The organism is Streptomyces sp. NPDC002853, from assembly GCF_053591915.1.
The window spans coordinates 1,005,811-1,031,745 of record NZ_JBSFUS010000001.1 but is presented as its reverse complement, the minus strand read 5'-3'; the positions used below and the strand labels follow the sequence as shown (position 1 = coordinate 1,031,745).

Sequence of the window (25,935 nt, the reverse complement as noted above, 5' to 3'; positions counted from 1 at the left end):
AGATCTGGAAGCCCGGTAACGGGTGGAGGTGACTGGTACTAATAGGCCGAGGGCTTGTCCTCAGTTGCTCGCGTCCACTGTGTTGGTTCTGAAACCACGAACAACCCCGTATGTCGGGCCACGACTACGGTGCGGTTGACAGTTTCATAGTGTTTCGGTGGTCATAGCGTGAGGGAAACGCCCGGTTACATTCCGAACCCGGAAGCTAAGCCTCACAGCGCCGATGGTACTGCAGGGGGGACCCTGTGGGAGAGTAGGACGCCGCCGAACTATTATTAACGGGAAACCCCCGCACCCTCTGGGTGCGGGGGTTTTCTGCGTTCAAGGCCAATTCGCCCCTTCACAGACGGCCGGCTGCCTTTAGGGACAGGTATGCGTCTGCCAATGCGGGGGCCAGGTCCGTGGGGGTCGCGTCCACGACTGTTACGCCGTGGCGCGTCAGTTGTTCTGCTGTGCGGTGGCGTTCCGCGTGGGCCTGGGCGGCGGCTGCGGCGTCGTACACGGCCTCTGTGGTTCCCCGGGCCTTGGACATCTGCTCTATGTGTGGGTCCGCGACCGAGGCCACGAGGACGGTGTGGCGTTGGGTGAGGCGGGAGAGCACCGGGAGCAGGCCCTCTTCGATGGGGGCTGCGTCCAGGCTGGTCAGCAGCACTATGAGTGAGCTGCGGGTCGCGGTGCGGAGCGCTGTTGAGGTCAGGCCTCTGGCGTCCGTTTCGACGAGTTCGGGTTCAAGTGTGGCCAGGGCGTTGACGACCGAGGGGAGCACGTCACCTGCGGCCTTGCCCTGGACCAGGGCTCGTACCCGGCGGTCGTACGCGAGGAGGTCCACTCTGTCTCCCGCTCGGGAGGCCAGGGCGGCGAGGAGCAGGGCCGCGTCCATGGAGGCGTCGAGGCGCGGGGCGTCGCCGACCCGGCCCGCCGAGGTGCGGCCGGTGTCGAGGACCAGAAGGATGTGACGGTCGCGTTCGGGGCGCCAGGTGCGGATGGCGACGTTGGACTGGCGGGCGGTGGCGCGCCAGTCGATGGAGCGGGTGTCGTCGCCGGGGACGTAGTCGCGGAGGCTGTCGAATTCCGTGCCCTGGCCGCGGGTCAACACGCTGGTGCGGCCGTCGAGTTCGCGGAGGCGGGCCAGCTTGGACGGGAGGTGCTTCCGGCTGGTGAAGGGGGGCAGGACCCGGAGTGTCCACGGGACCTTGTGGCTGCCCTGGCGCGTGAGGAGGCCCAGGGGGCCGTATGAGCGGATGGTGACGCGGTCGGCCTGATGGTCGCCTCGGCGGGTGGGCCGCAGGCGGGTGGTGAGGCGGCGGCGTTCGCCCGGAGGGATCGTCACGTGGTGGCGGGATGCCTCGATGTCGGTGCCTGGCTGCGAGCTGCTGGGGGGCCAGGCGTCGCGGAGTTGGGCGCGCAAGGGCCGGCCGGAGGGGTTGGTGACGGTCAGCTCGACGTCGGCGGATTCTCCGAGTCGTACGGAGGTGTCGCCCGCGCGGGTCAGGCCGAGGCGGCGTACGGGAGCGGCCAGGGCGAAGTCGCAGGCGCAGGCCAGGGCCAGGGGGGCGTTCACGGCGAGGATGCCGGTCCAGCTGGATTCCCAGATGCCTACGGGGAGGCTGCCGAGTGCCGCCAGGAGGGCTGTGCGGCCGGTGAGGGCCATCAGCGGGGGACCTGGACGTGGGCGAGGATCGCGTTGATGACGGAGTCCGCCGTCACGCCCTCCATCTCGGCCTCCGGGCGGAGTTGTACGCGGTGGCGGAGGGTGGGGAGGGCGAGGGCCTTCACGTCGTCGGGGATGACGTAGTCGCGGCCCGTCAGCCAGGCCCAGGCGCGGGCCGTGGAGAGGAGCGCGGTCGCGCCGCGGGGTGAGGCGCCCAGGGTGAGGGACGGGGATTCGCGGGTGGCGCGGCAGATGTCCACCACGTAGGCGGTGATCTCGGGGGAGATCGATGTCTTGGCGACCGCGGCGCGGGCTGCCTCCAGGTCGGCGGGGCCCGCGACGGGGCGGATGCCGGCGGCGTGGAGGTCGCGGGGGTTGAAGCCTTCCGCGTGGCGGGTGAGGACGTTGATCTCGTCCTGGCGGGAGGGGAGGGGGACGGTGAGCTTGAGGAGGAAACGGTCCAGCTGGGCTTCGGGGAGGGGGTAAGTGCCTTCGTACTCGACCGGGTTCTGGGTGGCCGCGACGAGGAAGGGCTCGGGGAGTGGGCGAGGGGTGCCGTCCACCGTGACCTGGCGTTCCTCCATGGCTTCGAGGAGGGAGGACTGGGTCTTGGGAGGGGTGCGGTTGATCTCGTCGGCGAGGAGGAGGTTGGTGAAGACCGGGCCGGGCTGGAAGGAGAACTCGGTGGTGCGTGCGTCGTAGATGAGGGAGCCGGTGACGTCGCTCGGCATCAGGTCGGGGGTGAACTGGACGCGTTTGGTGTCGAGTTCGAGCGATGCGGCGAGGGCGCGGACGAGCAGGGTCTTCGCCACGCCGGGTACGCCTTCGAGGAGGACGTGGCCTCGGCAGAGGAGGGCCACGACGAGGCCCGTCACCGCGGGGTCCTGGCCGACCACGGCCTTGGCGATCTCGGTGCGCAGGGACTCCAGGGAGGAGCGGGCGCTGCCGGAGCTCTCGGCGTTGTCAGTGGTCGGGTCCATCATGAAGTACGTACCTCTCTTTCAAGGGCGTCGAGTTGGTCGGCGAGGGTGATGAGGGCTGCGTCGTCGGCGGGGGGTGGGCCGAAGAGGAGGGGGTGCAGGTCCTGGCCGGGGGTGCGGAGCCTGGCGGACAGGGCGGGGAGCAGAGTCTCGGGTGCGTGCGCCTGGGTGGGGGAGACGCCGATGAGGGGGGCGATGCGGGTGCGGGTGGCCGAGCGGAGGGCGGCGGACGCGCGGTCGCGGGCGTTCGCCTTGCGGTAGAGGCGGGCTCTGCCTTCGACGGTTTCGGAGGCGCGGATGGCCACGGGGAGGCGTTCGGGGACCAGCGGGCCGAGGCGGCGGGCGCGCCACAGGGCGGCGAGTGCGGCGGCGACGGTGAGTTGCAGGGTGCCCCAGAGCCAGCCGTCGGGGATGAGGTCGAAGAAGTCGCGGTCGGCGGTGTCGTCGGTCGCCGCGTCGTCGGCGGGGGAGGGGAGGTACCAGACCAAGTTCGGGTGGGAGCCGAGAAGTTGCAGGGCCAGTGAGGCGTTTCCCTGCTCGTCGAGGCGGTCGTTGAAGAGGATGTCGGGGGCGCCGAGTACGACGGTGTCGCCGGGGCCCTCTGCGGCCGGGAGCCGCAGCAGGCTGGGAAGGCCGTCGCTGATGTAGCAGGCGTCGGCTTTCGGGGCGAGGGTGTCGTAGCGGAGGCCGCCGACGTCGGCGGAGCCCGCGCGTTCGGCGGTGGGGAGGTCGCAGCGGGGGGAGAGCGTCGAGTCGAGGCTGGGGGTGGCGTCCGCGGTGACCCCCGGTGCGAGGGTGCTGACCGAGGGGGTGCCAGGGGCGAGGAGGACGGTGCGGCCTCGGGAGTCCTCGGTGGCCGCGCGGAGGCGGGACTGCTGGTGTGCGGTGAGCCGGTCGGGGGTGGTCACCAGGAGCGTGGTGTCCGGGCCTGCCGCTGCTCTGGCCTCTTCGGAGGTGGTGACCACGCGGGTGGACACGCCGCGGTCCGCGAGGAGTTCGGCGACGGCGCGGCTGCCGTACGGGTCGGCCGAGCGCGGGTCGAGGCGGCCGTGCTGGGCGCCGGAGCGGACGGCCGCGATGGCGATGGCGGCTGCCAGGAGGACTACCAGGGCGAGGAGGATGCCGCGGGTCTTGGTCCAGAGCTGGCGGGGGGTGGGGCTTGAGGAGGTGGGGGTGCCGGGGCCGGGGGCGTCCCCGGGGCCGGGTGCGGGCGCCGGCGTGGAGGGGGCGATGGCCGTGGTGGCGCGGGCGGAGGTGGCCGCTCCGGTGCCGGTGTAGGTGCCGGTGTCGCTCCCGCCGGCGCGGAGGTCGCCCGTGTCCGCGCCACCGTGCGTCCTGTCGGCGGGGTCGGGGGTCGGGGGGTCCTGGGGGGCCGTCAACTGGGGGCTCCCTGGGGGGTGTGCGGGAGGGTTGGTTTTGTTTGGGTCAGGGAATTGTCCAGGGTGGTCAGGCGGGTGTACGTCGGCTTTGTGGCTGTGCGGGCGCCGTAGGTGATGGCGTCGAACGACTGGGCTGCCGCCTGGAGTTCCGTGGCGTGGGTCGGGAGGGTTCGGGAGGCCTCTGCCGCTGCTTCGTCCGCTGTGCGGCCGGGGCGGGGGTCCAGGAGGGCGCGTTCCTCCAGGGAGCGGACGATCGCGCGCATGCGTTCCTGGACGGCTTGGTTCCAGTGCCCCTGGGCGGCGTGTGCCTCGGCGGCGGCGCGGTGTTCCGCGGCGGTGCGAGGGCGGTCGTCGAAGAGGGCGGGGGAGGACGAGGTGCGGGCGCGGTGCGGGGTGCCGAGGCGCCACCACAGGGCCGCGATGACGGCCAGTACGGCGATGATGATGACGAGGAGCCCGAGGCCGCCGCCCGGGGTTGCCCCCGAGGCGGCGGAGAACAGGTCGTCGACCCACTCCCAGAAGCGGTTCAGGCCGCGTTGCAGGAGGCTCGGGTCGTTCTGGTGATAGGCGGGGTCGGAGAGTTCGCGCTCGGCTGCCTCTCGCGCGGGGGCACGCGGGATCGTCACCGGTGGGTCGTCGTCACCGGCGAGTCGTAGTCGTGGACGTACGAGACCGTGCAGTGCCCCCGTCACCGCATCAGCTCCCCGGGGTTCCGGGGGCGCTGGAGCCGTTGTCGCCCTGGAGGCCCGCCGCGCGCGCCAGTTCGAGGTCCAGGGCTTCCCGGCGGATCCGCTGGTCGACGTAGAGGAGGACCGTGACGCCGGCGGTGATCGGGAACGTGAGCATCGAGCCGATGACCGAGCCGACGCCGCTGACGATCAGGAAGGTCCAGCCGAGGTCTCCGGTGCCGCTGTCGAGGAAGCCGGTGACGCCGTCGCCGCTCAGCGCGCCCGCGATGAGGGTGAAGGGGATGACGATGATCGACGCGACCACGTTGGCGATGATCGCGGCGAGCAGCTGGATGCCGAACACCCGCCACCAGGAGCCGCGGACCAGCTTCGCCGAGCGGGTCATCGACTTCTTCACGCCCTGCTTCTCCAGCATCAGGGCGGGCGAGGCGAGCGAGAAGCGGACAAGGAGCCAGATGGCGACGACGAGGGCGGCGAATCCGCCGAGCACGGCGAGGCTGATGCCCGCGTCCGATGCCCCGGCCGTCGCGATCAGCACGCCGGGCAGGCTGCCGGCGGCGACGACCGCCATGCCGATGAGCGGGAGCAGCAGCGTCAGGCCGATCAGCCTCGGCAGCTGCGGCTTGGCGTCCTGCCAGGCCTCGGCCGTGCTGACCGACTTACCGAGGACGGCGCGGCTGGTGACCATCGTGAGCAGGGCGGTCGCGACGATCGTGCCGAGCAGCGTGATCAGCAGGACCACGCCGGAGCTCAGCAGGGTGTCGCCCAGGGCACGGGTCAGTTCGCCGACGGTCGCGCTCGGGTCGTCGAGGGCTTCCGTGCTCGCGCTGTCGTCGAGGACGAGGCCCTGGAGCAGGATGACGATGATCTCCGTGAACACGGCTACGGCCAGGGAGATGCCGAGCACCGTGCGCCAGTACGTACGCATCGTGGAGACCGCGCCGTCCAGGATCTCGCCGACGCCGAGGGGCCGCAGCGGGATGACGCCGGGCTTGGCGGCGGGCGGCGGGCCCTGCCACGCGCCCCAGCCGGGGTAGCGGCCGGGGCCACCGGGCCCACCCGGGCCAGGGCCGCCGGGGTGTCCGCCACCCCAGCCGCCGCCGGGCGGCGGTGGTGGCGGGGGCGGTGTCTGGCCGGGTGCCGGTGGGCTGGGGGCGGACCACTGGGCGGGCGGCGGCTGCTCCTTGGACCACTTCGATGCGGGAGCTTCGGGCTGGTCCGCGGGCTCGGTGGGTCCGGGCTCGCCGGAGTCCTTGCCGTCGTCGGAGGGGGCAGATCCGGGCGAAGCCCAGCCCGGAGTGTCGTTCATCGTCGCTCCTTCACGGTGCCCGTCCGCGGTCGCGGCGGCAGGTTGCCAGCCATCGTGCCACGGCACACCCGTGCGGGGACCGGGCAGCGTATGGGCTGCACACCTTCAATTGTCCGTCAGGTACGGGGCAGACTGGGCGGATGGCTGATCAGTACGCGCAATCAGGCGAGGACATCCGGCCGATCCAGACCCCGACGAATCCCGTGAAAGAGGCGAACCCGGCGATCTCCGCGATCCGCTGGGCCGAGCCGCCCGAGGGCCCCGTGCTGGTCCTCCTCGACCAGACCAGGCTGCCCGGTGAGGAGACCGAGCTGGTGTGCACGGACGCGCCGGCCCTGGTGCAGGCGATCCGCACGCTGGCGGTGCGCGGGGCGCCGCTGCTCGGCATAGCCGGTGCGTACGGCGTCGCGCTGGCCGCCGTACGCGGCTTCGACGTGGACGAGGCGGCGGTCGCGCTCGCGGGAGCCAGGCCCACCGCGGTCAATCTCGGGTACGGCGTACGCAGGGCTTTGACGGCCTACCGCGCGGCGGTCGCGGACGGCGCGGATCCGGAGCGGGCGGGCGCCGCCGCACTGGCGGCCGCGCGGGCGCTGCACCGGGAGGATGCCGAGGCCAGCGGGAAGATGGCGGAGCACGGGCTCGCGCTGCTCGACGAGATGCTGCCGGGCGGCGGCCACCGGATCCTCACCCACTGCAACACGGGGGCCCTGGTGTCCGGCGGGGAGGGCACGGCCTTCGCGGTGGCCCTTGCCGCGCACCGGCAGGGGCGTCTTCGCAGGCTGTGGGTGGACGAGACGCGACCCTTGCTGCAGGGTTCGAGGCTGACCGCGTATGAGGCGGCGCGGGCCGGAATGGCGTACACCTTGCTTACGGACAATGCGGCGGGGTCGTTGTTCGCGGCGGGTGAGGTGGATGCCGTGCTGATCGGTGCCGACCGCATCGCGGCCGACGGTTCGGTGGCCAACAAGGTGGGGAGCTATCCGCTCGCGGTGCTCGCCCGCTACCACCACGTGCCGTTCATCGTGGTGGCACCGGTCACGACCGTGGACCCGGACACCCCGGACGGAGCGTCCATCGAGGTGGAGCAGCGGCCGAGTCATGAAGTGACGGAGGTCACGGCGCCCCATGTGCCGGTGACCGGGTTCGAGGCGGGAGGCGGGACGGCGGTGGCACCTCTGGGGACCCAGGCGTACAACCCCGCCTTCGATGTGACGCCGCCGGAGCTGGTGACGGCGATCGTCACCGAGGAGGGCGTCGTTTCGCCCGTGACAGCAGGGGGCCTGGGCGAGCTGTGTGCCAGGTCACGCCAGGTATCGATGAGCTAATGGGATGATGTCAGGCATGAAGGGACGAGTCCTTGTCGTCGACGACGACACCGCACTGGCCGAGATGCTCGGGATTGTGCTGCGTGGTGAAGGTTTTGAGCCGTCGTTCGTAGCTGATGGCGACAAGGCGCTGGCCGCTTTCAGGGAGGCAAAGCCGGATCTTGTACTGCTGGATTTGATGTTGCCGGGCCGTGACGGGATCGAGGTGTGCCGCCTGATCAGGGCGGAGTCCGGGGTGCCGATCGTCATGCTCACGGCGAAGAGTGACACCGTGGATGTCGTGGTCGGGCTCGAGTCCGGCGCCGATGACTACATCGTGAAGCCCTTCAAGCCGAAGGAGCTCGTCGCCCGCATCAGGGCGCGGCTGCGGAGGTCCGAGGAGCCCGCGCCGGAGCAGCTGGCCATCGGTGACCTGGTCATCGACGTGGCGGGGCACTCCGTGAAGCGCGAGGGGCAGTCGATCGCGCTGACGCCTCTGGAGTTCGACCTGCTCGTGGCGCTGGCCCGCAAGCCGTGGCAGGTGTTCACGCGTGAGGTGCTGCTCGAGCAGGTCTGGGGCTACCGCCACGCGGCCGACACCCGGCTGGTGAACGTGCACGTGCAGCGGCTGCGCTCGAAGGTCGAGAAGGACCCCGAGCGTCCGGAGATCGTGGTGACCGTCCGTGGTGTCGGTTACAAGGCCGGACCGAGCTGACATGTCCCGGGACAGTTCCCCCGCGACACCGCCCGGGGCTCCGGCTCCGGGCGGCCGCTCGGGGCGGACTGGGGGTCCGACGCGGCGCGGCTCGACGTTCGGGCGGCTCCTCGACGGTGGTCTGCTGTTGCAGGACGGGGTGCAGGGCAGCCCCGTCCTGAGGCTCTTCGTGCGCTGGGTGCGCCGTCCGCTGCTGCCTGCCCTGCGGCTGTGGCGGCGCAACATCCAGCTGAAGGTCGTCGTCACGACGTTGCTCATGTCGCTCGGCGTGGTCCTGATGCTGGGCTTCGCGGTGATGAGCTCGGTGAACAACGGCCTGCTCAAGGCCAAGGTGAAGGCTTCGCAGAGCCAGGCCGACGGTGGCTTCAGGGCGGCCCAGGACGAGGCGAACTCCGCCCGGCCGCGCTCCGGGCAGGAGAGCGGCGGCGGCACGTCCGACGGAGGGGCCACGCAGCCCACCGCCGTGTGGATGTCCGACCTGGTCGAGCAGCTCTCCAGCGGTGGTCAGAGCGCGTTCAACGTGGTGACGCTGAGCCCGACGTCCACGGCCGACGGCGCCGGCGTGCGCGGGCCGCGTGCCTCGGGGGGCGTGGACCCGATCCAGAGCGTGCCCGAGTCGCTGCGCGACAGCGTCGACAAGGGCACCAGGGCGTATCAGAGCAATACGCGCATCGTCTTCAACGACGGCCGTGACGCCCAGCCGGGCCTGGTCATCGGCAAGCGTCTGAACGACCTGAACGGCAATGCCTACCAGCTGTACTACCTCTTCCCGCTGACGCAGGAGGAGGAGTCCCTCGGCGTCGTCAGGACGACGCTCGCCACGGCGGGTCTGTTCGTCGTGGTGCTGCTCGGCGCCATCGCCTGGCTGGTGGTGCGCCAGGTCGTGACACCGGTGCGGATGGCCGCCGGAATCGCCGAGCGGCTGTCGGCCGGGCGCCTTCAGGAACGCATGAAGGTCACCGGTGAGGACGACATCGCGCGGCTCGGTGAGGCCTTCAACAAGATGGCGCAGAACCTCCAGCTCAAGATCCAGCAGCTGGAGGAGCTCTCGCGGATGCAGCGCCGGTTCGTCTCGGACGTCTCGCACGAGCTGCGTACGCCGCTGACGACCGTACGGATGGCGGCCGATGTCATCCATGACGCGCGCGTGGACTTCGATCCGGTGACGGCGCGGTCGGCCGAGCTGCTCGCCGATCAGCTGGACCGCTTCGAGACGCTGCTCGCGGATCTGCTCGAGATCAGCCGGTTCGACGCGGGCGCGGCGGCCCTGGAGGCCGAGCCGATAGACCTGCGTGAGGTCGTACGACGTGTCGTGGGCGGCGCGGAGCCGCTCGCGGAGCGCAAGGGGACGCACATACGGATCGTCGGGGACCAGCAGCCCGTGGTGGCCGAGGCCGACGCGCGCCGTGTGGAGCGGGTCCTTCGCAACCTCGTGGTCAACGCCGTGGAGCACGGCGAGGGCCAGGACGTCGTGGTGCGGCTGGCGGTGGCGGGCGGTGCGGTCGCGGTCGCGGTGCGGGACTACGGAGTGGGGCTGAAGCCGGGCGAGGCGACCCGGGTGTTCAGCCGCTTCTGGCGGGCCGACCCGGCACGCGCGCGTACCACCGGTGGTACGGGCCTGGGGCTCTCCATCGCGCTCGAGGACGCGCGGCTGCACGGCGGCTGGCTGCAGGCGTGGGGTGAGCCCGGCGGCGGTTCGCAGTTCCGTCTGACGCTGCCGCGCACGGCGGACGAGGCGCTGCGGGGATCGCCGATACCGCTGGAGCCCGACGATTCGCGGCGTCACCGCGGCCTGAACGACGCGGGTCTGCCGCTCGGCGGCGCGAACAAGCTCGCCACGGTGCCCGCGCAGCCCTCGGTCTCGGAACGGGTGCCGCCGCCCGTGCCCGCGAGGGCGCCGATCGCGCCGCGGCTCGCCCGGACGGCCACCACGGTGGACCCCACCGCGTTGCCGGGCAGCGGGGCGCGGGTGGTGCCGCGGAGGCCGCTGGACGACGGCCCTGGTGAACCGGCGACGGACAACGCGACGGACGCCGTGACGGACACCGCGACGGACGCGGATCGCGCGAGCGAGACGGAAACGGATCCCGCGAGGGAAGGGGAGGCCTCCCGTGGCCGCTGACCACGAACGCCGCGCTCGCCGGCGTCCGCTGCGGGCCGGTGTGCTGTTCGGCTCCTGCGGGGTGCTGCTCGCGGGGTGTGCCTCGATGCCCGACAGCGGGAACCTCAAGGCGGTCGACGCCTCCCAGCGGCCGGACTCGCAGTCGCAGGTCCGGGTCTACGCGATGCCGCCGGGGGAGGACGCCGGCCCCGTGGACATCGTTCAGGGCTTCCTCGAGGCGCTGACCAGCGACGACCCCGAGTTCGCGATGGCGCGCAAGTATCTGACCAAGGAAGCGTCCAAGGGCTGGAACCCCGACGTGCAGACCACGGTGCTGGAGAGCGGGCCGAGCACGGGGAGGGGCAGCGTCGGGGACGGTGACACGGGCCGTACGTTCCCGCTGACCGGCCGCAAGGTCGCCATCGTGGACGACGAGCACGCCTACCAGCTCGACAGCGAGGCGTACAACCAGAGCGTGCACCTCACCCAGCAGGACGGGCCGAACGGCAAGGAGTGGCGGATAGACCGGGTGCCGCAGGGCGTCGTGCTCGGACAGTCCGACTTCCAGCGCATCTACTGGTCCGTCAACAAGTACTACTTCGCGACGCGTTCGTCCGGGGCGACCGGTGGCGGCCAGGAAGGGCTCGTCGCCGACCCCGTCTACATACGCCAGCGCATAGACCCCGTGACGGAGAGCGTCAAGGCGCTGCTCGACGGCCCCACCACCTGGCTCAAGCAGGTCGTGGGCACGCGCTTCCCGACGGGTACGCGGCTCAAGGCGGGCACCAAGACGCTGGCGCCCGACGACCAGGGCAAGCTGACGGTGCCGCTGAACGCGAAGGCCGACTCCATGGGGCAGGAGCGGTGCACGGAGATGGCCGCTCAGCTGCTCTTCACGCTGCAGGACTTGACGTCGTCCGGCGTCCAGGAGGTGGAGCTGCAGCGGCGCAACGGCTCGCAGTTGTGCGTCCTGAGCAAGGAGCGCGCCGAGTCCGTCGCCTCGCGCCGTACCGCGGACCACCCTGATTTCCAGTACCTCATCGACGACAAGCGCCGCCTGGTGCAGATGCAGGTCGGCGTCGAGCGCAAGGCCGATCCGCAGCCCGTACGGGGCCAGTTGGGCAGTGGCGAGCAGCCGCTGCGGTCCGCGGCCGTGTCGCGGGACGAGGAGCGGGCGGCCGGGGTGTCGCTCGACGGGCGCTCGCTGTACATGGGGTCGCTGGTCTCGGAGGCCGGTCTCGGCAAGCCGGAGGTGCGCAGCAAGGCGAAGTCCGAGCAGGACGGTCTCTCGACGCCCAGCTGGGACGGCCGCGGTGACCTCTGGGTGGCCGACCGGGACCCGAAGCGGCCGCGTCTGCTGTGGCTGGAGCAGGGTGCGGGAGAGCCGCGGCAGGTCAAGATCGCGAACCTCGACGGGCGGATCGAGGCGGTGCGGGTGTCGGCCGACGGCGTACGGATCGCGCTCCTCGTGAAGAAGGACGGCAAGACGAGCTTGCAGATCGGCCGTGTCGAGCGGACGGGCGCCAAGGGCGAGCAGCCGCAGATCTCGGTGGACGGCCTGCGTCAGGCCGCGCCGCAGATGGAGGAGGTGACCGCCATGTCGTGGGCGGGCGGCAGCCGCCTCGTGGTGGTCGGCCGCGAGTCCGGTGGCGTGCAGCAGATGCGGTACGTCCAGAGCGACGGCTCGGTGCCCGCGGGCGCGACGCTGCCCGGCCTCACCGGCGTGAAGGAGATCGCGGCGTCCGAGGACGAGCAGCAGCCCCTGGTGGCGCACTCGGACGACGGGATAGTGCGGCTGCCGACGGGCGCACAGTGGCAGACGGTGGTCGAGCGAGGGTCGGCGCCGGTCTACCCGGGATGACGGCGCGGGTGGGCCCGGGGTGACGGCGCGAATAGGCCTGGGGTGACGGCGCGAAGAGACCCGGGGTGACGGCGCCGGAGTAACACCTGTTCCGTGCCGTGGAGTTGTCCACAGGCCGTTGTCCACAGGCCGTTGTCCACAGGGGTGGCCAGGGGAGCTCGGGCCTTGGCACAGTGGTGGGCATGCCGGGGTGGTGGCGGGACCTCACCGATCTGGTGCTGCCGGCCGAGTGCGGAGGCTGTGGCAGGCCTCGTGCGGCGCTCTGCGCGCCGTGCCGCGACGCCTTGTGCGGGGGCGAGCCGTGCCGGGTGAGTCCCTGTCCGCGGCCATTGGGGCTGCCGGTGGTGCATGCGGCGGCTGTTTACGGGGACTCGGTGCGGGCGGTGCTGCTCGCGCACAAGGAGCGGGGTGCTCTGGGGCTTGCGGGGCCGTTGGGATCGGGGCTCGCCGGGGCGGTGCGTGCCGGGCTCAAGGCTGGTGCCGGTGCGGGTGCCGGTGCTCACGAGGGTGTCGCCGGTGACGCTCCGGTACTGCTGGTGCCGGTGCCGTCGGCTCGCGGGGCCGTGCGGGCGCGCGGCCACGATCCGGTGCGGCGGATCGCGCTGGCCGCCGCGGGTGAGTTGCGGCGGGGCGGTACGCCGGCCCGGGTGCTCGGGGTGCTGCGTCAGCGGCGGGTCGTGGCCGACCAGGCGGGGCTCAACTCCCGTCAGCGGCAGGCGAATCTGCGGGGTGCCCTGGAGGTGACCGCGGGGGGCGGGCGGCTGCTCGCCGGTGGGCGGGTCGTCATCGTGGACGACCTGATGACCACGGGCGCGTCATTGGCCGAGGCGGCGCGCGCAATACGTGACGTAGACACGGAAAGTAAAGGGGCGGCCGGAGTGGTGACAGCCCGTGAAAATACCGGCGAGAACAGGATCATCGCGGCTGTTGTTGCCTCCTCACCGGATTCTTTCGGAATAAACCGGAACTGACTGGGAACTTGCATCGTTGCAGGTAGTGAGAGGGTCAATACACCTGAATGGAGGTATGCAGCGGTAGAGGGTGACGACATCCGTCCGGGCGAGATATGTTCGGTTGTGAGGAATGGCGGACGCCGCCCCTCGCATATCGGAATGCCGGTTGCCGGGTTTTTCGCAATCACCCGGGCCGGTCGGGGTGGAGATCTTGTTCGCGGGGGAGGAGGAGGTGGAAGTCACCGAGTCCGAGGCTCCGGGAGTCACCGGGGCCTGGTGCAAAAGGGAGATGCTCCGCCGCCGAAGCGGAGCGATCCGGGAACGGAGTTCTGCGTGGACATCGTCGTCAAGGGCCGCAAGACCGAGGTGCCCGAGCGGTTCCGCAAGCACGTGGCCGAGAAGCTGAACCTGGAGAAGATCCAGAAGCTCGACGGCAAGGTGATCAGCCTCGACGTCGAGGTGTCCAAGGAAGCCAACCCGCGTCAGGCCGACCGTTCCGACCGTGTCGAGATCACGCTCCGGGGACGCGGACCAGTGATCCGCGCGGAGGCCTCGGCGACCGATCCGTACGCGGCGCTCGACCTGGCCACCGCCAAGCTCGACGCAAGGCTGCGCAAGCAGCACGAGAAGCGCCACAACCGGCGCGGCACCGGCAGGCTCTCCGCCGCCGAAGTCGCCGAGCGGGTGCCGGACGCGGCCACTCTCAACGGAGACGGCACCCTCGTGCGCGAGGAAGAGCCGGACGGCGTGCCCGTCAAGAGGATCGGCTCGCTGGAGATTCAGGGCGAAGGCCCGCTCGTGGTCCGCGAGAAGAGCCACGTGGCGGCTCCGATGACGCTCGACCAGGCGCTCTACGAGATGGAACTCGTCGGGCACGACTTCTACTTGTTCGTCGACTCGGAGTCGAAGGAACCGAGCGTCGTCTACCGGCGGCACGCCTACGACTACGGCGTGATCCGCCTCAACACCGACCCCATGGTCGCGCGGCCGGAGTCCGGCGGCGGTGGCGGTGCGCTCGGCGGCTGACCCCGGTCGGCCGAGGGTTCGTTGGTGCCCCTGGAGCGCGTGTGCGCCCCCAGGGGCATCATCATGCGACCCCTGCGCGCACCGCGTGACCGCCCGGGCATGAAATCATGGGCGGAGCGGCCAACCGGTGCGCTGCTGCCTCGGGTTGGCGGCAGCCGACGCACAACGGGCCATGGCCTTCAGGGGGAGGAACGATGGCGGACAGCTTCGGACCGATGCGGGATGCCGATGACGACGACGGCATCGGCATCGGCACGGATGCGGGCGCACCGCGCAAGGAGCCCATCAGGGTCCTTGTGGTGGACGACCACGCGCTCTTCCGCCGGGGCCTGGAGATCGTCCTCGCGGCCGAGGAGGACATCCAGGTGGTCGGGGAGGCGGGGGACGGCGCCGAGGCGGTGGACAAGGCCGCGGACCTGCTGCCGGACATCGTGCTGATGGACGTACGCATGCCCAAGCGCGGCGGCATCGAGGCGTGCACCTCCATCAAGGAGGTCGCGCCGAGCGCGAAGATCATCATGCTGACGATCAGCGACGAGGAGGCCGACCTCTACGACGCGATCAAGGCGGGTGCCACCGGATATCTCCTCAAGGAGATCTCCACGGACGAGGTGGCCACGGCGATTCGCGCGGTGGCCGACGGGCAGTCGCAGATCAGTCCGTCCATGGCGTCGAAACTGCTCACCGAGTTCAAGTCGATGATCCAGCGCACCGACGAGCGCAGGCTGGTGCCCGCGCCGCGGCTGACCGACCGCGAGCTGGAAGTGCTGAAGCTGGTGGCCACGGGCATGAACAACCGCGACATCGCGAAAGAGCTGTTCATCTCCGAGAACACCGTGAAGAACCACGTCCGCAACATCCTGGAGAAGCTGCAGCTGCACTCCAGGATGGAGGCGGTCGTCTACGCGATGCGGGAGAAGATCCTCGAGATCAGGTGAGGGCCCGGACCAGCTCGGCGGTCAGCTCCGGCCTGTCCACGCGCTCCACCCGTACGGAATCGCAGTTGACCCAGGTCGCCGCTTCGCGCAGGGCCTGGGCCACCGCGGGCACGGCCTTGGGGCTGTCCAGTGACACCTGCTTGGCGACCAGCGTGCTGCCCTCGCGGGCGGGGTCCACGCGGCCGACCAAGCGGCCCCCGGCCAGCACCGGCATCGCGAAGTAGCCGTGGATCCGCTTGGGCTTGGGGACGTACGCCTCCAGGCGGTGGGTGAAGCCGAAGATCCGCTCCGTGCGGGCCCGCTCCCAGATCAGGGAGTCGAAGGGCGACAGGAGCGTCGTGCGGTGGCGGCCGCGCGGAGCCGTCTCCAGGGCCGCGGGGTCGGCCCATGCGGGCTTGTCCCAGCCCTCCACCGTCACCGGCACCAGACCCGAGTCGGCGACCACCGAATCGAACTGCTCGCCCTTGAGACGGTGATAGTCCGCGATGTCCGCGCGCGTGCCGACGCCGAGTGCCTGTCCCGCCAGGCGGACCAGACGGCGCAGGCACTCCCTGTCGTCCAGGTCGTCATGGAGCAGGTTCGTCGGGATCGCGCGTTCCGCGAGGTCGTACACCCGCTTCCAGCTGCGCCGCTCGGTGCAGACCACCTCGCCGTACATCAGTGCCCGCTCCACGGCGACCTTCGCGTCCGACCAGTCCCACCACTCGCCCTTGTTCTTCGCGCCGCCCAACTCCGTGGCGGTGAGGGGGCCTTCGGCGGTGAGCTGCTTGATGACCGTGTCGTACGCACCGTCGGGCAGGTCGTGGTGCCAGTGCGGGCGGGTGCGGTAGGCGCGGCGGCGGAAGGCGAAGTGCGGCCACTCCTCGATGGGCAGGATGCACGCGGCATGCGACCAGTACTCGAAGGCGTGCGGCCGGGCCGGGCCGGTGCCCGATGCCCCGTCCCAGTACGCCGCCTCGATCCTGTCGCGGCCCACCGCGCCGAGACGGGCGTACGGAATGAGCTCGTGGGAGCGGGCAAGCACCGAGATCGTGTCGAGCTGGACCGCGCCGAGATGCCGCAACACGCCCCGCACACCGGACCTTCGGTCCGGCGCGCCCATGAATCCCTGGGCGCGCAGCGCGATGCGGCGGGCCTCGTCGGCGGAGAGGTCGATGGCGGGGCGCGGCAGGCTCGTCATGCCGGAAACGATAGGGGGCGGCACTGACAAAACTGCCTGGCCCGCGGAAACCGGGCGGCGGTCTGGATGGCCGTGGCGGGCGGCCGGGCCTGGCTCAGTCCCGGGCGGGCAGGTACGGCTGGAGCGACGCCATGCCGAGGTCGCTCGGGAGCAGGGCGCCCACCCAGCAGTCACGGAGCGTGGTCTTGTTCGGGAGGGCGGCGCGCAGGGTGCCCTCCATGAGGAAGCCCGCCTTCTCCGCCACCGCGCGCGATCCCGTGTTGCCCACTTCGGCACGCCACTCCAGGCGGACGCAGCCCAGGTCGGTGAAGGCCCACCTGGCCAGGGCGAGGACGATCTCCGTCATGTAGCCGCTGCCCCGGTGCTCCTTCGCGGTCCAGAAGCCGACCTCCCAGGCGCCCGAGCGCGGGTGGTGGAGGCTGGCGGCGGCGACCAGGGGGCCGCCTTCCCGGGGACGTACGGCGAAGGTGTACTCCGTGTCGTGGCGCCAGCCGTCCGGCACCATGCGTCCGACGAAGCCCTCCGCGTCCGCGCGGGTGTAGGGCGAGGGGACCGTGGTCCAGCGCTGGATGTCGGCGTCCTGGCAGGCTTCGTACGTCTCGTCCGTGTCGGCGGGCGTGAAGGCGCGCAGGATCAGGCGTTCGGTGGTGAGGGTGACGGGCTCCATCCGGTGATTCTGCGGGGGCCGGGCGCTGTGGGCCAGTGCTTTTGGCCGAGCTTTCACCGGCATTTCGCCGAGCGCTGATCGGCACAACCCGGCACCTTCCAGGCCCCCCGTCCGTTGACGTATCGGCAGACCTCCCGGCGCGGCCCGCTCCTCGCTTACGATGGCCGTTGCCCTATGAGTAAACCGACCATGCCAGGCCCGACCGGCAAGGAGACCAACCCCCGTGTCCGTCCTCTCGAAGATCATGCGTGCAGGCGAAGGCAAGATCCTGCGCAAGCTGCACCGCATCGCGGACCAGGTCAACTCCATCGAAGAGGACTTCGTCAGCCTCTCCGACGCCGAGCTGCGCGCGCTGACCGAGGAGTACAAGGAGCGTTACGCCGACGGCGAGACCCTTGACGACCTCCTCCCCGAAGCCTTTGCCACGGTCCGTGAGGCCGCCAAGCGCGTCCTCGGCCAGCGGCACTACGACGTCCAGATGATGGGCGGCGCCGCGCTGCACCTCGGCTATGTGGCCGAGATGAAGACCGGTGAGGGCAAGACGCTCGTCGGCACCCTCCCCGCGTACCTCAACGCCCTGTCGGGCAAGGGCGTGCACCTGATCACGGTCAACGATTACCTGGCCGAGCGCGACTCCGAGATGATGGGCCGCGTCCACAAGTTCCTGGGCCTGAGCGTCGGCTGCATCATCGCCAACATGACGCCGGCCCAGCGCCGCGAGCAGTACGCAGCCGACATCACGTACGGCACGAACAACGAATTCGGCTTCGACTACCTGCGCGACAACATGGCGTGGTCGAAGGAAGAACTGGTGCAGCGCGGCCACAACTTCGCGATCGTCGACGAGGTCGACTCGATCCTGGTCGACGAGGCGCGTACGCCGCTGATCATCTCCGGCCCCGCCGACCAGGCCACCAAGTGGTACGGCGACTTCGCCAAGTTGGTCACCCGCCTCACCAAGGGCGAGGCGGGCAACACCCTCAAGGGCATCGAGGAGACCGGGGACTACGAGGTCGACGAGAAGAAGCGCACCGTCGCCATCCACGAGCCCGGTGTCTCCAAGGTCGAGGACTGGCTGGGCATCGACAACCTGTACGAGTCGGTCAACACGCCGCTCGTGGGTTACCTCAACAACGCCATCAAGGCCAAGGAACTCTTCAAGAAGGACAAGGACTACGTCGTCATCGACGGCGAAGTCATGATCGTCGACGAGCACACCGGCCGTATCCTCGCCGGCCGCCGCTACAACGAGGGCATGCACCAGGCGATCGAGGCGAAGGAAGGGGTGGACATCAAGGACGAGAACCAGACGCTCGCGACGATCACCCTGCAGAACTTCTTCCGCCTCTACAAGCGGCACGACCACGACGGCAAGGAGACCCCCGGTCTCTGCGGCATGACCGGTACGGCCATGACCGAGGCCGCCGAGTTCCACCAGATCTACAAGCTGGGCGTCGTGCCGATCCCGACGAACCGGCCCATGGTCCGCGCCGACCAGTCGGACCTGATCTACCGCACCGAGGTCGCGAAGTTCGCCGCCGTCGTCGACGACATCGCCGAGAAGCACGAGCAGGGCCAGCCGATCCTGGTCGGCACGACCTCCGTGGAGAAGTCGGAGTACCTCTCCCAGCAGCTCTCCAAGCGCGGTGTCCAGCACGAGGTGCTCAACGCCAAGCAGCACGACCGTGAGGCGCCGATCATCGCCCAAGCCGGCCGCAAGGGCGCCGTCACCGTCGCCACGAACATGGCCGGACGAGGCACGGACATCAAGCTCGGCGGCAACCCCGACGACCTCGCCGAGGCGGAGCTGCGCCAGCGCGGCCTCGACCCCGTCGAGCACGTCGAGGAGTGGGCCGCCGCGCTGCCCGCCGCCATGGAGAAGGCCGAGCGCGCCGTGAAGGCGGAGTTCGAGGAGGTCAAGGACCTGGGCGGGCTTTACGTCCTGGGCACCGAGCGCCACGAGTCGCGCCGCATCGACAACCAGCTGCGCGGTCGTTCCGGCCGTCAGGGCGACCCCGGCGAGTCCCGCTTCTACCTCTCGCTCGGCGACGACCTGATGCGCCTGTTCAAGGCACAGATGGTCGAGCGCGTGATGGCCATGGCCAACGTCCCGGACGACGTGCCGATCGAGAACAAGATGGTGACGCGCGCGATCGCGTCCGCCCAGTCGCAGGTCGAGCAGCAGAACTTCGAGACGCGTAAGAACGTCCTGAAGTACGACGAGGTCCTCAACCGCCAGCGCGAGGTCATCTACGGCGAGCGTCGCCGCGTCCTGGAGGGCGAGAACCTCCAGGAGCAGGTCACGCACTTCATGGACGACACGATCGACGCGTACATCGCGGCGGAGACCGCCGAGGGCTTCGCCGAGGAGTGGGACCTGGACCGGCTGTGGGGCGCCTTCAAGCAGCTCTACCCGGTGAAGGTGACCATCGACGAGCTCGAGGAGGACGCGGGTGACCGCGCGGGCCTGACCGCCGAGTTCATCTCCGAGTCCATCAAGGACGACATCCACCAGCAGTACGAGGCGCGTGAGGAGCAGCTCGGCTCCGAGATCATGCGTGAGCTGGAGCGGCGCGTCGTCCTCTCGGTGCTCGACCGCAAGTGGCGCGAGCACCTCTACGAGATGGACTACCTCCAGGAGGGCATCGGCCTGCGGGCCATGGCGCAGAAGGACCCGCTGGTCGAGTACCAGCGCGAGGGCTTCGACATGTTCAACGCCATGATGGACGGCATCAAGGAAGAGTCCGTCGGCTACCTGTTCAACCTGGAGGTCCAGGTCGAGCAGCAGGTCGAGGAGGTTCCGGTGTCGGACTCGGCCGCGGCCGGTGCTTCCCTGCAGAAGAAGGACGCCGTGCCCGCCGGTGGTGGTCGTCCCGAGATCCGCGCCAAGGGCCTCGAGGCTCCACAGCGGCCCGACCGTCTGCACTTCCAGGCGCCGAACGCCGAGGGCGGGGTCGACGAGGGTGACTTCGAGACCGAGGACGCGGGTGTGCGTTCGGAGTCCGACGGCATGACCCGCGCGGAGCGGCGCAAGGCCCAGAAGGGCGGGCGTCGCCGCAAGAAGTAGCCGCGGGCGGCTGTGGGCAGTTCTTCGGGGGTCGGGCGCCGTGGGCGCTCGGCCCCCTTTGCCGTGCGCGGCTTGCTGAGCGCCGCTGCCGAGGGTCGCTACCTGGCCGGGGCTCCCACCTCCACCGCCGTGCAGCGCCACCTCTGGTCCGCGCCCAGGTGCAGGCGGAAGGCCAGGGCCCTGAGGGTGGGGCCCGCGCCGATCCTCGCGAAGACCTCGTAGACCCCGGGGCGCGGTTCGTAATGGCCGATCCGGTGGATCGTGGGGCGGCGGCCGTTCACGGTCAGCGGGGTCTGCTCGGCGAGGCGGGTCAGGTCGTCGAAGGCGGTGTGGGCGATGTGGCGTGCCGCCCAGTGGACCGGCTTCTCACCGCTGAGCACCAGGAGCAGGCGCTCGGTGAAGAGCTCCGTGGGGTGCGGTGGGGGCTGGGGCGGGGTCCTGAGGGGGCGTACCGGGCGCGTGGGGGTGCGTGGCGCGGTGCGCGGGGTGCGTGCCGCCGAGGGGTGGCGGGGGTCCGTGCGGCCCGGTGGGCGGGTGGTCACCGGGCGGGAGCGGGGCCTGGTCATTACCTTCTGCATGCCGTGTCGCCTCCGGCTTCGCTGTCCCGGTCTCGGTTGTACCGGGGAGTAACTTCCGTCGGAGATCTTGTACGGGGGCCGGGGCGGGGGTCGCAAGGGGCCGCGGGCGTGGGAGCGAGTGGTCGGCGGGATCACCTATCCGGGTGGTCGGGGGTGCGCCGATCCTTGGGGGCGTTGGGGTGTGGCGGGTGAAGGGCGGGGGTCGCGGGTGACGCGGGGGGTGGGTGCGGGGCGCAGCTCGAAGGGGGACTCCCGCACGTATTCTGGGGGCCTGTTGTGTTGCCTTCTCGGCGACCTTCCGACTCCGTCTCCCGAGAACCGACTTCGTCTCCCGAGACTCCGTCTGTGAAATCCGACTGTGAATTCCGACTGTGAAAGCGGGCCGTCATGCGCGTCTACGTTCCCCTGACCCTGAGCCGTCTCGCCGAGGCGTACAAGGCGGGCGAGCTGGGGGCCGAGACCGCCTCGCTGGACGCCTATGCCGTGACGCCCGCGCTGCGTGAGTGGTGCGCGACGGACGACGTGGAGGAGCTGGAGTACGCCGCCCTGAGCCAGGCCGCGCTCGCCTCGCTGAAGCTGATCGCCGGGGAGCCCGGGGCGGCCCGGCGGCGGGTCGTGCTGGCCGCGGACGTGGCTGACGGTGCGCTGGAGGATGCCGGGCGTGCGGGCGCGGGGGAGCTCGGTGAGGTGCGGGTGGCCGGGGTGCTGCCGTTCAAGAAGGTCGCCGCGGTGCATGTGGACGCGGAGGACGCCGAGACGGACGTCGCCGCGGCGCTGGCGAGTGCGGGCCAGGGTGACGGTGGCGGGGACGGGGTCGAGGACCACGAGCTGCTGTGGTTCGCGACGCAGGAGATTCCCGGGTTGATCGGCTGAGGGTTCCTGCGGGGCTTTGGCCGCGCGGTGCTGTGGAGCTTGGCCGCGCGGTGCCTGCGGCGCTTTGGGGGCGCGGGGCTCTGTGGGGCTTTGGTCGCGCGTCCCTGCGGGGCTTGGCGGTGCGGTGGCTGCGAGGCTTTGGGGGGTGCAGTTCCTGCGGGGCTTTGGCGGTGCGGGGCGGCGGAGTGTGGTGCGGTGCCGGTTCGTCTGGGCCCGCGGGGCAGCCCGGGGCAGCCCCGCGTGTTCGGGTGCCGGGTGTCGGGTGCCTGGTGACGGTCGTCGGTCGTCGGGTGTCGGTGTCGGACGCCCGGTGCCTGGTGACGGTCGCCGATCGTCGGGTGCCGGGTGCCGGGTGTCGGGTGACGGTCGTCGGTCGTCGGGTGTCGGTGTCGGACGCCGGGTGACGAGTGCCGGGCGTCGGTCGGCGTGCGTTGCTGCGAGGCCGCATCGGTGCGTTGTTGAGGTCGCGTTGGTGCGGCGGTGCGGCGGTGCGTTGTTGCGAGGTCGCGTTGGTGCGTCGACGATCAGGGTTCGGGCTGGTGGGGGTGGGATTCGGGGCGGTGGGAGTGAGGTGTCGGTGGGGGCGGGTACCTTTTCCGTATGGGGAAGTCGCGGCGCGGGGCGCACATCGTCTGGGACTGGAACGGGACTCTGCTGCATGACATTCATGCGGTGATCGAGTCCACGAACGCTTCGTTCGCGGAGATCGGGCTCGATCCGATCACGCTAGAGCGGTATCGCGATCTGTACTGCGTGCCTGTGCCGCACTTCTACGAGCGGCTGATGGGACGGCTGCCCACGGACGCCGAGTGGCAGGTCATGGACGCCGTTTTCCACAAGCACTACTGGGCGCGGGCCGAGGCCTGCGGTCTCGCCGACGGCGCCGCCGAGTTGCTCGCCGAGCGGCGGGCGGCGGGACGTACGCAGTCGTTGCTCTCGCTCGCGCCGCACGAGCACCTCGTGCCGATCGTGCGGCGGCACGGGATCGAGGAGCACTTCGTGCGCATCGACGGGCGCATGGACACCTCGCACGCGGGCAAGGCCGAGCGAATGGTGCGGCACCTGGCGGCCCTTGAGGGAGTCGCCGCCGCCGAGCGCATCGTCGTCATCGGGGACGCCGTCGACGACGCGCGCGCCGCCGCGCACGTGGGGGCGCAGGCCGTGCTCTACACCGGCGGGTCCCACAGCAGGGCCAGCCTGGAGGCTGTCGGGGTGGGGGTCCCTGTGGTCGACAGTCTTTCCGAGGCCGTGGAGGTGGCCGAGCGGCTGGCTGCTTAGGAGAAGCGGCTTACCGTGTGCGGTCGGATGCGTACGCTGGGTGGGATGGTTCCGACGCGGGCGTAGCGGGGGCGACATGGGATTCGGCTTCGGGCAGCGCAGGAGTGGCCGGTTACCCGCCGAGATCACCAGTTTCGTGGGGCGGGGCGAGGATGTCGCGGCTCTGGGGCGGGCCTTCGGGCAGTCCCGTCTGGTGACGGTCGTCGGGCCCGGCGGTGTCGGCAAGACCCGGGTGGCGCTGCGGGTGGCCGGGGTCGCCGCCGAGCGGTTTCCCGACGGGGTCTGGCTCGCCGAACTGTCCGCGCTGCGGGATCCTGAACTGCTGCCGGGGACCCTCGCCACCGTGCTCGGGCTGTCCGAGCAGACCGGGGTGCAGCCGCTCGACGCCGTTGTCGACTTCCTGCAGCAGCGGCGGGCGCTGATCGTCCTGGACACGTGTGAGCATCTGGTCGACGCCTGCGCCATGCTGGCCGACGTGCTGCTCCGGGAGGCGCCGGGGACCAGTGTCCTCGCCACCAGCAGACAGCCGCTCGACGTGCCGGGCGAGAGCTGCTGGCCCTTGCAGCCGCTGGGCGGGGCCGAGGCCGTGGAGCTGTTCGTGCAGCGGGCCGGTGCCGTGGTCCCCGGCTTCGCCGTCAGCGAGGGCAATCGGGAGTTGCTGGGCGCCCTCGTACGCCGGCTTGACGGCATTCCGCTGGCGCTCGAGCTTGCCGCCGTGCGCTTGCGTGCCGTGCCCCTGGAGCAGCTCGCCGCGCGCCTCGACGCCCGGTTCCGGGTGCTCACCGGCGGGCAGCGGACCGCGCTCACGCGGCATCAGACACTCCGTACGGCGATCGACTGGTCCCACGAGCTGTGCACGGAGCCCGAGCGCATGGTGTGGGCCAGGCTCTCGGTGTTCACGGGCACCTTCGACCTCGCGGCCGCCGAGCGGGTCTGCGCGGGCGGCGAGGAGTTGCCCGCGCACGAGGTCATCGAGCACCTGATCGGGCTCGTGGACAAGTCGGTGGTGCAGCGGACCGGTGCAGCGGGTGACACCTACCGGCTGCTCGACACCATCAGGGAGTACGGCGCCGAGCGGCTCGACGCGGAGGGCGGCACGGACGAGGCGCGGCGGCGGCACTTCGCGTACCACGGGGAGCTGGGGCGCCGCTTCGACGAGCGGTTCCTGAGCGCGGAGCAGGTGGCGTTGCACGCTGCGGCGCGGGACGCCGAGGGCGATGTGCGGGCCGCCCTCGAGTACGCGTACGGGACGCCGGGTCTGGAGTCCGAAGGGCTGCTGCTCGCCGGCCGGCTCTGGCCGCACTGGCGGGCGGTGGGGGCCATGTCCGAGGGGGAGTACTGGATCGACAAGGGGCTGCGGGCGGCGCCCGGTGACAGCCCCGGGCGGGCGGCGGGGCTGCACCGGACCGGTGAGTTCCGTCTGTGGCTCGGTGATCCCGCCGCCGCGCTGGGCCGGCTCTCCGACGCGGTCGACGTCGCGCGGCGCGTCGGAGCGGAAGGCGTCGCGGAGATGGCCGGTGCCGAACTGGCGGCCACCCGGATCATCCTGGCGGCGAGCGCCGGACGCGCTGACCCCGCGGAGTCCTTCGCGGTGATGGAGCGGGCCAGGGCGCGGCTCGCCGAGATCGACGACCCGGCACGGTCGGCACTGCTCTGCCACGAGGAGGCGGCCGTCAGGGCGGCGCTCGGGGACCACGCGTACGCCCTCGAACTGTGCGACGAGGCGCTGGGCCACCTCGCGCCCTTTCCCGACGAGCGGCACCTGCGCGGCGCGACCCTCATGGTGAAGGGCATCTCGCTCTGGGTGGCGGGCCGCGGCAAGGAGAGCGCACGGACGCTGCGGCAGGCGCTGGACTCCGTCGGCCGGATCGGCGAGGCGCTGGCCGCGCGGCTGTGCTGCGCCGGGCTCTCCTGGGCGGCGGCCCAGGAGGAGCGGTGGATCAGGGCCGCCTGGCTCCTCGGATACGTGGACGCGGCGCGGAGCCTGACCGGCGACACGTTCGCCATGTTCCCGATGCTGCGAGGGCTGCACGCCGGGGTGCTCGCACGGGTCACGGAGGCGCTCGGGGAGCAAACCTTCGCCCGGTGGTACGGGGAGGGCGAGCGGCTGTCCATGCGGGAGGCGGTGGCCGCCGCGCAGGCCGATGTGGATCGGCCTTCCGCGGTGCCGGGGGCGCGGGGTGCGGGGGCCGGCGGAGGCGCCGGGTTCGACCTGCTGACGCGGCGCGAGCGGGAGGTCGCCGCGCTGGTCGCCCAGGGGCTGTCCAACCGGGAGATCGCCGAGCGGCTGGTGATCTCGAAGCGGACCGCTGACGCGCATGTGGAGCATATTCTGGCGAAGCTGGGGGTGGCCTCACGGACCGAGATCGCCGGCGTCGCCGGCCTGGAGTCCCTGGGGGGATGAGATGCGGCGCTGTCCGGGAAAACGCATCGTGCCTGCCCTCGCCGACGAAGGCAGGCACGATGCGTGCCTCGGAGCGCCGTTGCCAAGACAGATGTGGGGGAGCTGACCATCCACTGCCCGGCGCTCGGCCGGCCCGGTTCGGCCGGAAAGCGGCACGGGGAACAGCCTGACGGGTCAGGCGGGCGCCCTGCATCGGTACGGCACCCGAGCCGTATACGCATTTCCGTGACCCCGGCTTGATCGGTATACGTATCGACCCCGCCGTGTGCCCTGCCTCAGGTCACCGGAGCCTTCGCCCGCAGCACCGTCAGGAATTCCCTCATCCAGCCCGAGTGATCCGGCCACGCGCGCGCCGAGACCAACGTGCCGTCGACGACCACCTCCGCGTCCCGGAACGTCGCCCCCGACGCCTGCATGTCCAGCTCAAGGGCCGGATATGCCGTCACCCTGCGGCCGCTCAGGCCGCCGATCGCCGCGGTCAGGAGCGGGCCGTGGCAGATCTGGGCGACCGGCTTGTCCGAGTCGAAGAAGGACTTGACGATCTTGCGGAGCTCCGGGTCGTTGCGCAGATACTCCGGGGCCCGGCCGCCAGGGATGACCAGGGCGACGTACTGACCGGGGTCGATCTCGGAGAAGGCGAGGTCCGCGGGCCAGGTGTAACCCGGCTTCTCGGTGTACGTGTCGAAGCCCGGCTCGAAGTCGTGCACCACGAACCGCAGCGACTTGCGGGCGGGGGCGGCGATGTGGACGTCGTACCCCTCCTCGCGCAGCCGCTGGTAGGGGTACAGGACCTCAAGGGACTCCGCCGCGTCGCCGGTCACTATCAGGATCTTCGCTGCCATCGGTGCTCGCTCCCCTGTCGTGCGTGTCCGTCCGTCCCGCTCAACGTGCATCCGCCCGTCCGGTTTGCCAAGAGGGCCCACCGGTCCGCGGAGCGGTCCCATCGCCGACGGATGGCGCGAAAGTCTCTGTGCAGAGTGTC

At 71.0% G+C, this 25,935-nt stretch carries 20 protein-coding genes and 1 rRNA gene; 12 read left to right on the top strand and 9 right to left on the bottom strand.

Features of this window, described 5'->3' with window-relative positions:
• Positions 1 to 153 precede the first annotated feature (153 nt).
• Positions 154 to 270 (top strand): 5S ribosomal RNA (gene rrf / locus ACWD02_RS04520).
• A gap of 70 nt (positions 271 to 340) precedes the next feature.
• On the opposite strand, the gene ACWD02_RS04515 is transcribed toward rrf, so the two are convergent.
• From ACWD02_RS04515 to ACWD02_RS04495, 5 genes are read right to left on the bottom strand one after another with little or no spacing between them, the layout of a single operon-like run.
• Positions 341 to 1,651 carry a DUF58 domain-containing protein gene (locus ACWD02_RS04515; RefSeq protein WP_451204297.1) on the bottom strand — a complete coding sequence of 437 codons (1,311 nt, stop codon included), beginning with the start codon at positions 1,649 to 1,651 and terminating at the stop codon, positions 341 to 343.
• Positions 1,651 to 2,634, bottom strand: a complete 984-nt coding sequence (locus ACWD02_RS04510; RefSeq protein WP_451204295.1) for an AAA family ATPase — start codon at positions 2,632 to 2,634, stop codon at positions 1,651 to 1,653. The genes ACWD02_RS04515 and ACWD02_RS04510 overlap by 1 nt, the downstream gene beginning before the upstream one ends.
• Positions 2,631 to 4,010, bottom strand: coding sequence for a DUF4350 domain-containing protein (locus ACWD02_RS04505; RefSeq protein WP_451204292.1), 1,380 nt, complete (start codon positions 4,008 to 4,010; stop codon positions 2,631 to 2,633). The genes ACWD02_RS04510 and ACWD02_RS04505 overlap by 4 nt, the downstream gene beginning before the upstream one ends.
• Positions 4,007 to 4,702, bottom strand: coding sequence for a DUF4129 domain-containing protein (locus ACWD02_RS04500; protein WP_451204289.1), 696 nt, complete (start codon positions 4,700 to 4,702; stop codon positions 4,007 to 4,009). Before ACWD02_RS04500 ends, ACWD02_RS04505 begins: the two co-directional genes overlap by 4 nt.
• A gap of 4 nt (positions 4,703 to 4,706) precedes the next feature.
• Complete coding sequence (locus ACWD02_RS04495) at positions 4,707 to 6,008, bottom strand: glycerophosphoryl diester phosphodiesterase membrane domain-containing protein (protein ID WP_451204286.1); 1,302 nt, start codon at positions 6,006 to 6,008, stop codon at positions 4,707 to 4,709.
• 140 nt (positions 6,009 to 6,148) lie between these two features.
• Between ACWD02_RS04495 and mtnA the strand changes: the two genes are divergently transcribed.
• From mtnA to ACWD02_RS04460, 7 genes are all read left to right on the top strand, one after another.
• Complete coding sequence (mtnA, locus tag ACWD02_RS04490) at positions 6,149 to 7,333, top strand: S-methyl-5-thioribose-1-phosphate isomerase (RefSeq protein WP_451204284.1); 1,185 nt, start codon at positions 6,149 to 6,151, stop codon at positions 7,331 to 7,333.
• A 4-nt stretch (positions 7,334 to 7,337) separates the two neighbouring features.
• Entirely contained in the window at positions 7,338 to 8,027 is a 690-nt protein-coding gene (gene mtrA / locus ACWD02_RS04485) for a two-component system response regulator MtrA (RefSeq protein ID WP_190080121.1), read from the top strand.
• A gap of 1 nt (position 8,028) precedes the next feature.
• Positions 8,029 to 10,149 carry an MtrAB system histidine kinase MtrB gene (gene mtrB, locus ACWD02_RS04480; protein WP_451204281.1) on the top strand — a complete coding sequence of 707 codons (2,121 nt, stop codon included), beginning with the start codon at positions 8,029 to 8,031 and terminating at the stop codon, positions 10,147 to 10,149.
• Positions 10,139 to 11,989: an LpqB family beta-propeller domain-containing protein gene (locus ACWD02_RS04475; protein WP_451204279.1), complete on the top strand. Its 1,851-nt coding sequence runs from the start codon at positions 10,139 to 10,141 to the stop codon at positions 11,987 to 11,989. The genes mtrB and ACWD02_RS04475 overlap by 11 nt, the downstream gene beginning before the upstream one ends.
• 182 nt (positions 11,990 to 12,171) lie before the next feature.
• The gene (locus ACWD02_RS04470) at positions 12,172 to 12,960 is read left to right on the top strand and encodes a ComF family protein (RefSeq protein ID WP_451204277.1); all 789 of its coding nucleotides are present in this window, start codon (positions 12,172 to 12,174) and stop codon (positions 12,958 to 12,960) included.
• Positions 12,961 to 13,275: 315 nt separating this feature from the next.
• Positions 13,276 to 13,968, top strand: a complete 693-nt coding sequence (gene hpf / locus ACWD02_RS04465; protein WP_451204275.1) for a ribosome hibernation-promoting factor, HPF/YfiA family — start codon at positions 13,276 to 13,278, stop codon at positions 13,966 to 13,968.
• Positions 13,969 to 14,162: 194 nt separating this feature from the next.
• Positions 14,163 to 14,906, top strand: coding sequence for a response regulator transcription factor (locus ACWD02_RS04460; RefSeq protein WP_365816340.1), 744 nt, complete (start codon positions 14,163 to 14,165; stop codon positions 14,904 to 14,906).
• Here the strand turns inward: ACWD02_RS04460 and ACWD02_RS04455 are convergent.
• Positions 14,899 to 16,086 carry a winged helix-turn-helix domain-containing protein gene (locus tag ACWD02_RS04455; protein WP_451204273.1) on the bottom strand — a complete coding sequence of 396 codons (1,188 nt, stop codon included), beginning with the start codon at positions 16,084 to 16,086 and terminating at the stop codon, positions 14,899 to 14,901. The genes ACWD02_RS04460 and ACWD02_RS04455 overlap by 8 nt on opposite strands.
• A gap of 94 nt (positions 16,087 to 16,180) precedes the next feature.
• Positions 16,181 to 16,753: a GNAT family N-acetyltransferase gene (locus ACWD02_RS04450; protein WP_451204272.1), complete on the bottom strand. Its 573-nt coding sequence runs from the start codon at positions 16,751 to 16,753 to the stop codon at positions 16,181 to 16,183.
• A gap of 223 nt (positions 16,754 to 16,976) precedes the next feature.
• Between ACWD02_RS04450 and secA the strand changes: the two genes are divergently transcribed.
• Entirely contained in the window at positions 16,977 to 19,820 is a 2,844-nt protein-coding gene (secA, locus tag ACWD02_RS04445) for a preprotein translocase subunit SecA (RefSeq protein WP_451204270.1), read from the top strand.
• 98 nt (positions 19,821 to 19,918) lie between these two features.
• On the opposite strand, the gene ACWD02_RS04440 is transcribed toward secA, so the two are convergent.
• Positions 19,919 to 20,398: an Rv3235 family protein gene (locus ACWD02_RS04440; RefSeq protein ID WP_451204268.1), complete on the bottom strand. Its 480-nt coding sequence runs from the start codon at positions 20,396 to 20,398 to the stop codon at positions 19,919 to 19,921.
• Positions 20,399 to 20,785: 387 nt separating this feature from the next.
• On the opposite strand from ACWD02_RS04440, the gene ACWD02_RS04435 reads away from it, so the two are divergent.
• The 3 genes from ACWD02_RS04435 to ACWD02_RS04425 all read left to right on the top strand — a co-directional run bounded on the left by ACWD02_RS04435 (position 20,786) and on the right by ACWD02_RS04425 (position 24,953).
• Positions 20,786 to 21,271: a DUF6912 family protein gene (locus ACWD02_RS04435; protein ID WP_451204266.1), complete on the top strand. Its 486-nt coding sequence runs from the start codon at positions 20,786 to 20,788 to the stop codon at positions 21,269 to 21,271.
• A 600-nt stretch (positions 21,272 to 21,871) separates the two neighbouring features.
• Positions 21,872 to 22,549 carry an HAD family hydrolase gene (locus tag ACWD02_RS04430; protein WP_451204264.1) on the top strand — a complete coding sequence of 226 codons (678 nt, stop codon included), beginning with the start codon at positions 21,872 to 21,874 and terminating at the stop codon, positions 22,547 to 22,549.
• Between the two features lie 76 nt (positions 22,550 to 22,625).
• Complete coding sequence (locus tag ACWD02_RS04425) at positions 22,626 to 24,953, top strand: ATP-binding protein (protein WP_451204262.1); 2,328 nt, start codon at positions 22,626 to 22,628, stop codon at positions 24,951 to 24,953.
• 275 nt (positions 24,954 to 25,228) lie between these two features.
• On the opposite strand, the gene ACWD02_RS04420 is transcribed toward ACWD02_RS04425, so the two are convergent.
• Entirely contained in the window at positions 25,229 to 25,795 is a 567-nt protein-coding gene (locus tag ACWD02_RS04420; RefSeq protein WP_451204260.1) for a DJ-1/PfpI family protein, read from the bottom strand.
• Positions 25,796 to 25,935: the final 140 nt, after the last annotated feature.

What these genes read in the sequence shown, in the direction of transcription:
- ACWD02_RS04510 (WP_451204295.1), bottom strand. Translation starts at nt 2,634, where the DNA reads ATGATGGACCCGACCACTGACAACGCCGAGAGCTCCGGCAGCGCCCGC.
- ACWD02_RS04495 (WP_451204286.1), bottom strand. Translation starts at nt 6,008, where the DNA reads ATGAACGACACTCCGGGCTGGGCTTCGCCCGGATCTGCCCCCTCCGAC.
- mtrA (WP_190080121.1), top strand. Translation starts at nt 7,338, where the DNA reads ATGATGTCAGGCATGAAGGGACGAGTCCTTGTCGTCGACGACGACACC.
- ACWD02_RS04515 (WP_451204297.1), bottom strand. Translation starts at nt 1,651, where the DNA reads ATGGCCCTCACCGGCCGCACAGCCCTCCTGGCGGCACTCGGCAGCCTC.
- mtnA (WP_451204284.1), top strand. Translation starts at nt 6,149, where the DNA reads ATGGCTGATCAGTACGCGCAATCAGGCGAGGACATCCGGCCGATCCAG.
- ACWD02_RS04430 (WP_451204264.1), top strand. Translation starts at nt 21,872, where the DNA reads ATGGGGAAGTCGCGGCGCGGGGCGCACATCGTCTGGGACTGGAACGGG.
- ACWD02_RS04425 (WP_451204262.1), top strand. Translation starts at nt 22,626, where the DNA reads ATGGGATTCGGCTTCGGGCAGCGCAGGAGTGGCCGGTTACCCGCCGAG.
- ACWD02_RS04420 (WP_451204260.1), bottom strand. Translation starts at nt 25,795, where the DNA reads ATGGCAGCGAAGATCCTGATAGTGACCGGCGACGCGGCGGAGTCCCTT.
- mtrB (WP_451204281.1), top strand. Translation starts at nt 8,029, where the DNA reads ATGTCCCGGGACAGTTCCCCCGCGACACCGCCCGGGGCTCCGGCTCCG.
- ACWD02_RS04455 (WP_451204273.1), bottom strand. Translation starts at nt 16,086, where the DNA reads ATGACGAGCCTGCCGCGCCCCGCCATCGACCTCTCCGCCGACGAGGCC.
- ACWD02_RS04450 (WP_451204272.1), bottom strand. Translation starts at nt 16,753, where the DNA reads ATGGAGCCCGTCACCCTCACCACCGAACGCCTGATCCTGCGCGCCTTC.
- ACWD02_RS04460 (WP_365816340.1), top strand. Translation starts at nt 14,163, where the DNA reads ATGGCGGACAGCTTCGGACCGATGCGGGATGCCGATGACGACGACGGC.
- ACWD02_RS04435 (WP_451204266.1), top strand. Translation starts at nt 20,786, where the DNA reads ATGCGCGTCTACGTTCCCCTGACCCTGAGCCGTCTCGCCGAGGCGTAC.
- ACWD02_RS04440 (WP_451204268.1), bottom strand. Translation starts at nt 20,398, where the DNA reads ATGCAGAAGGTAATGACCAGGCCCCGCTCCCGCCCGGTGACCACCCGC.
- ACWD02_RS04470 (WP_451204277.1), top strand. Translation starts at nt 12,172, where the DNA reads ATGCCGGGGTGGTGGCGGGACCTCACCGATCTGGTGCTGCCGGCCGAG.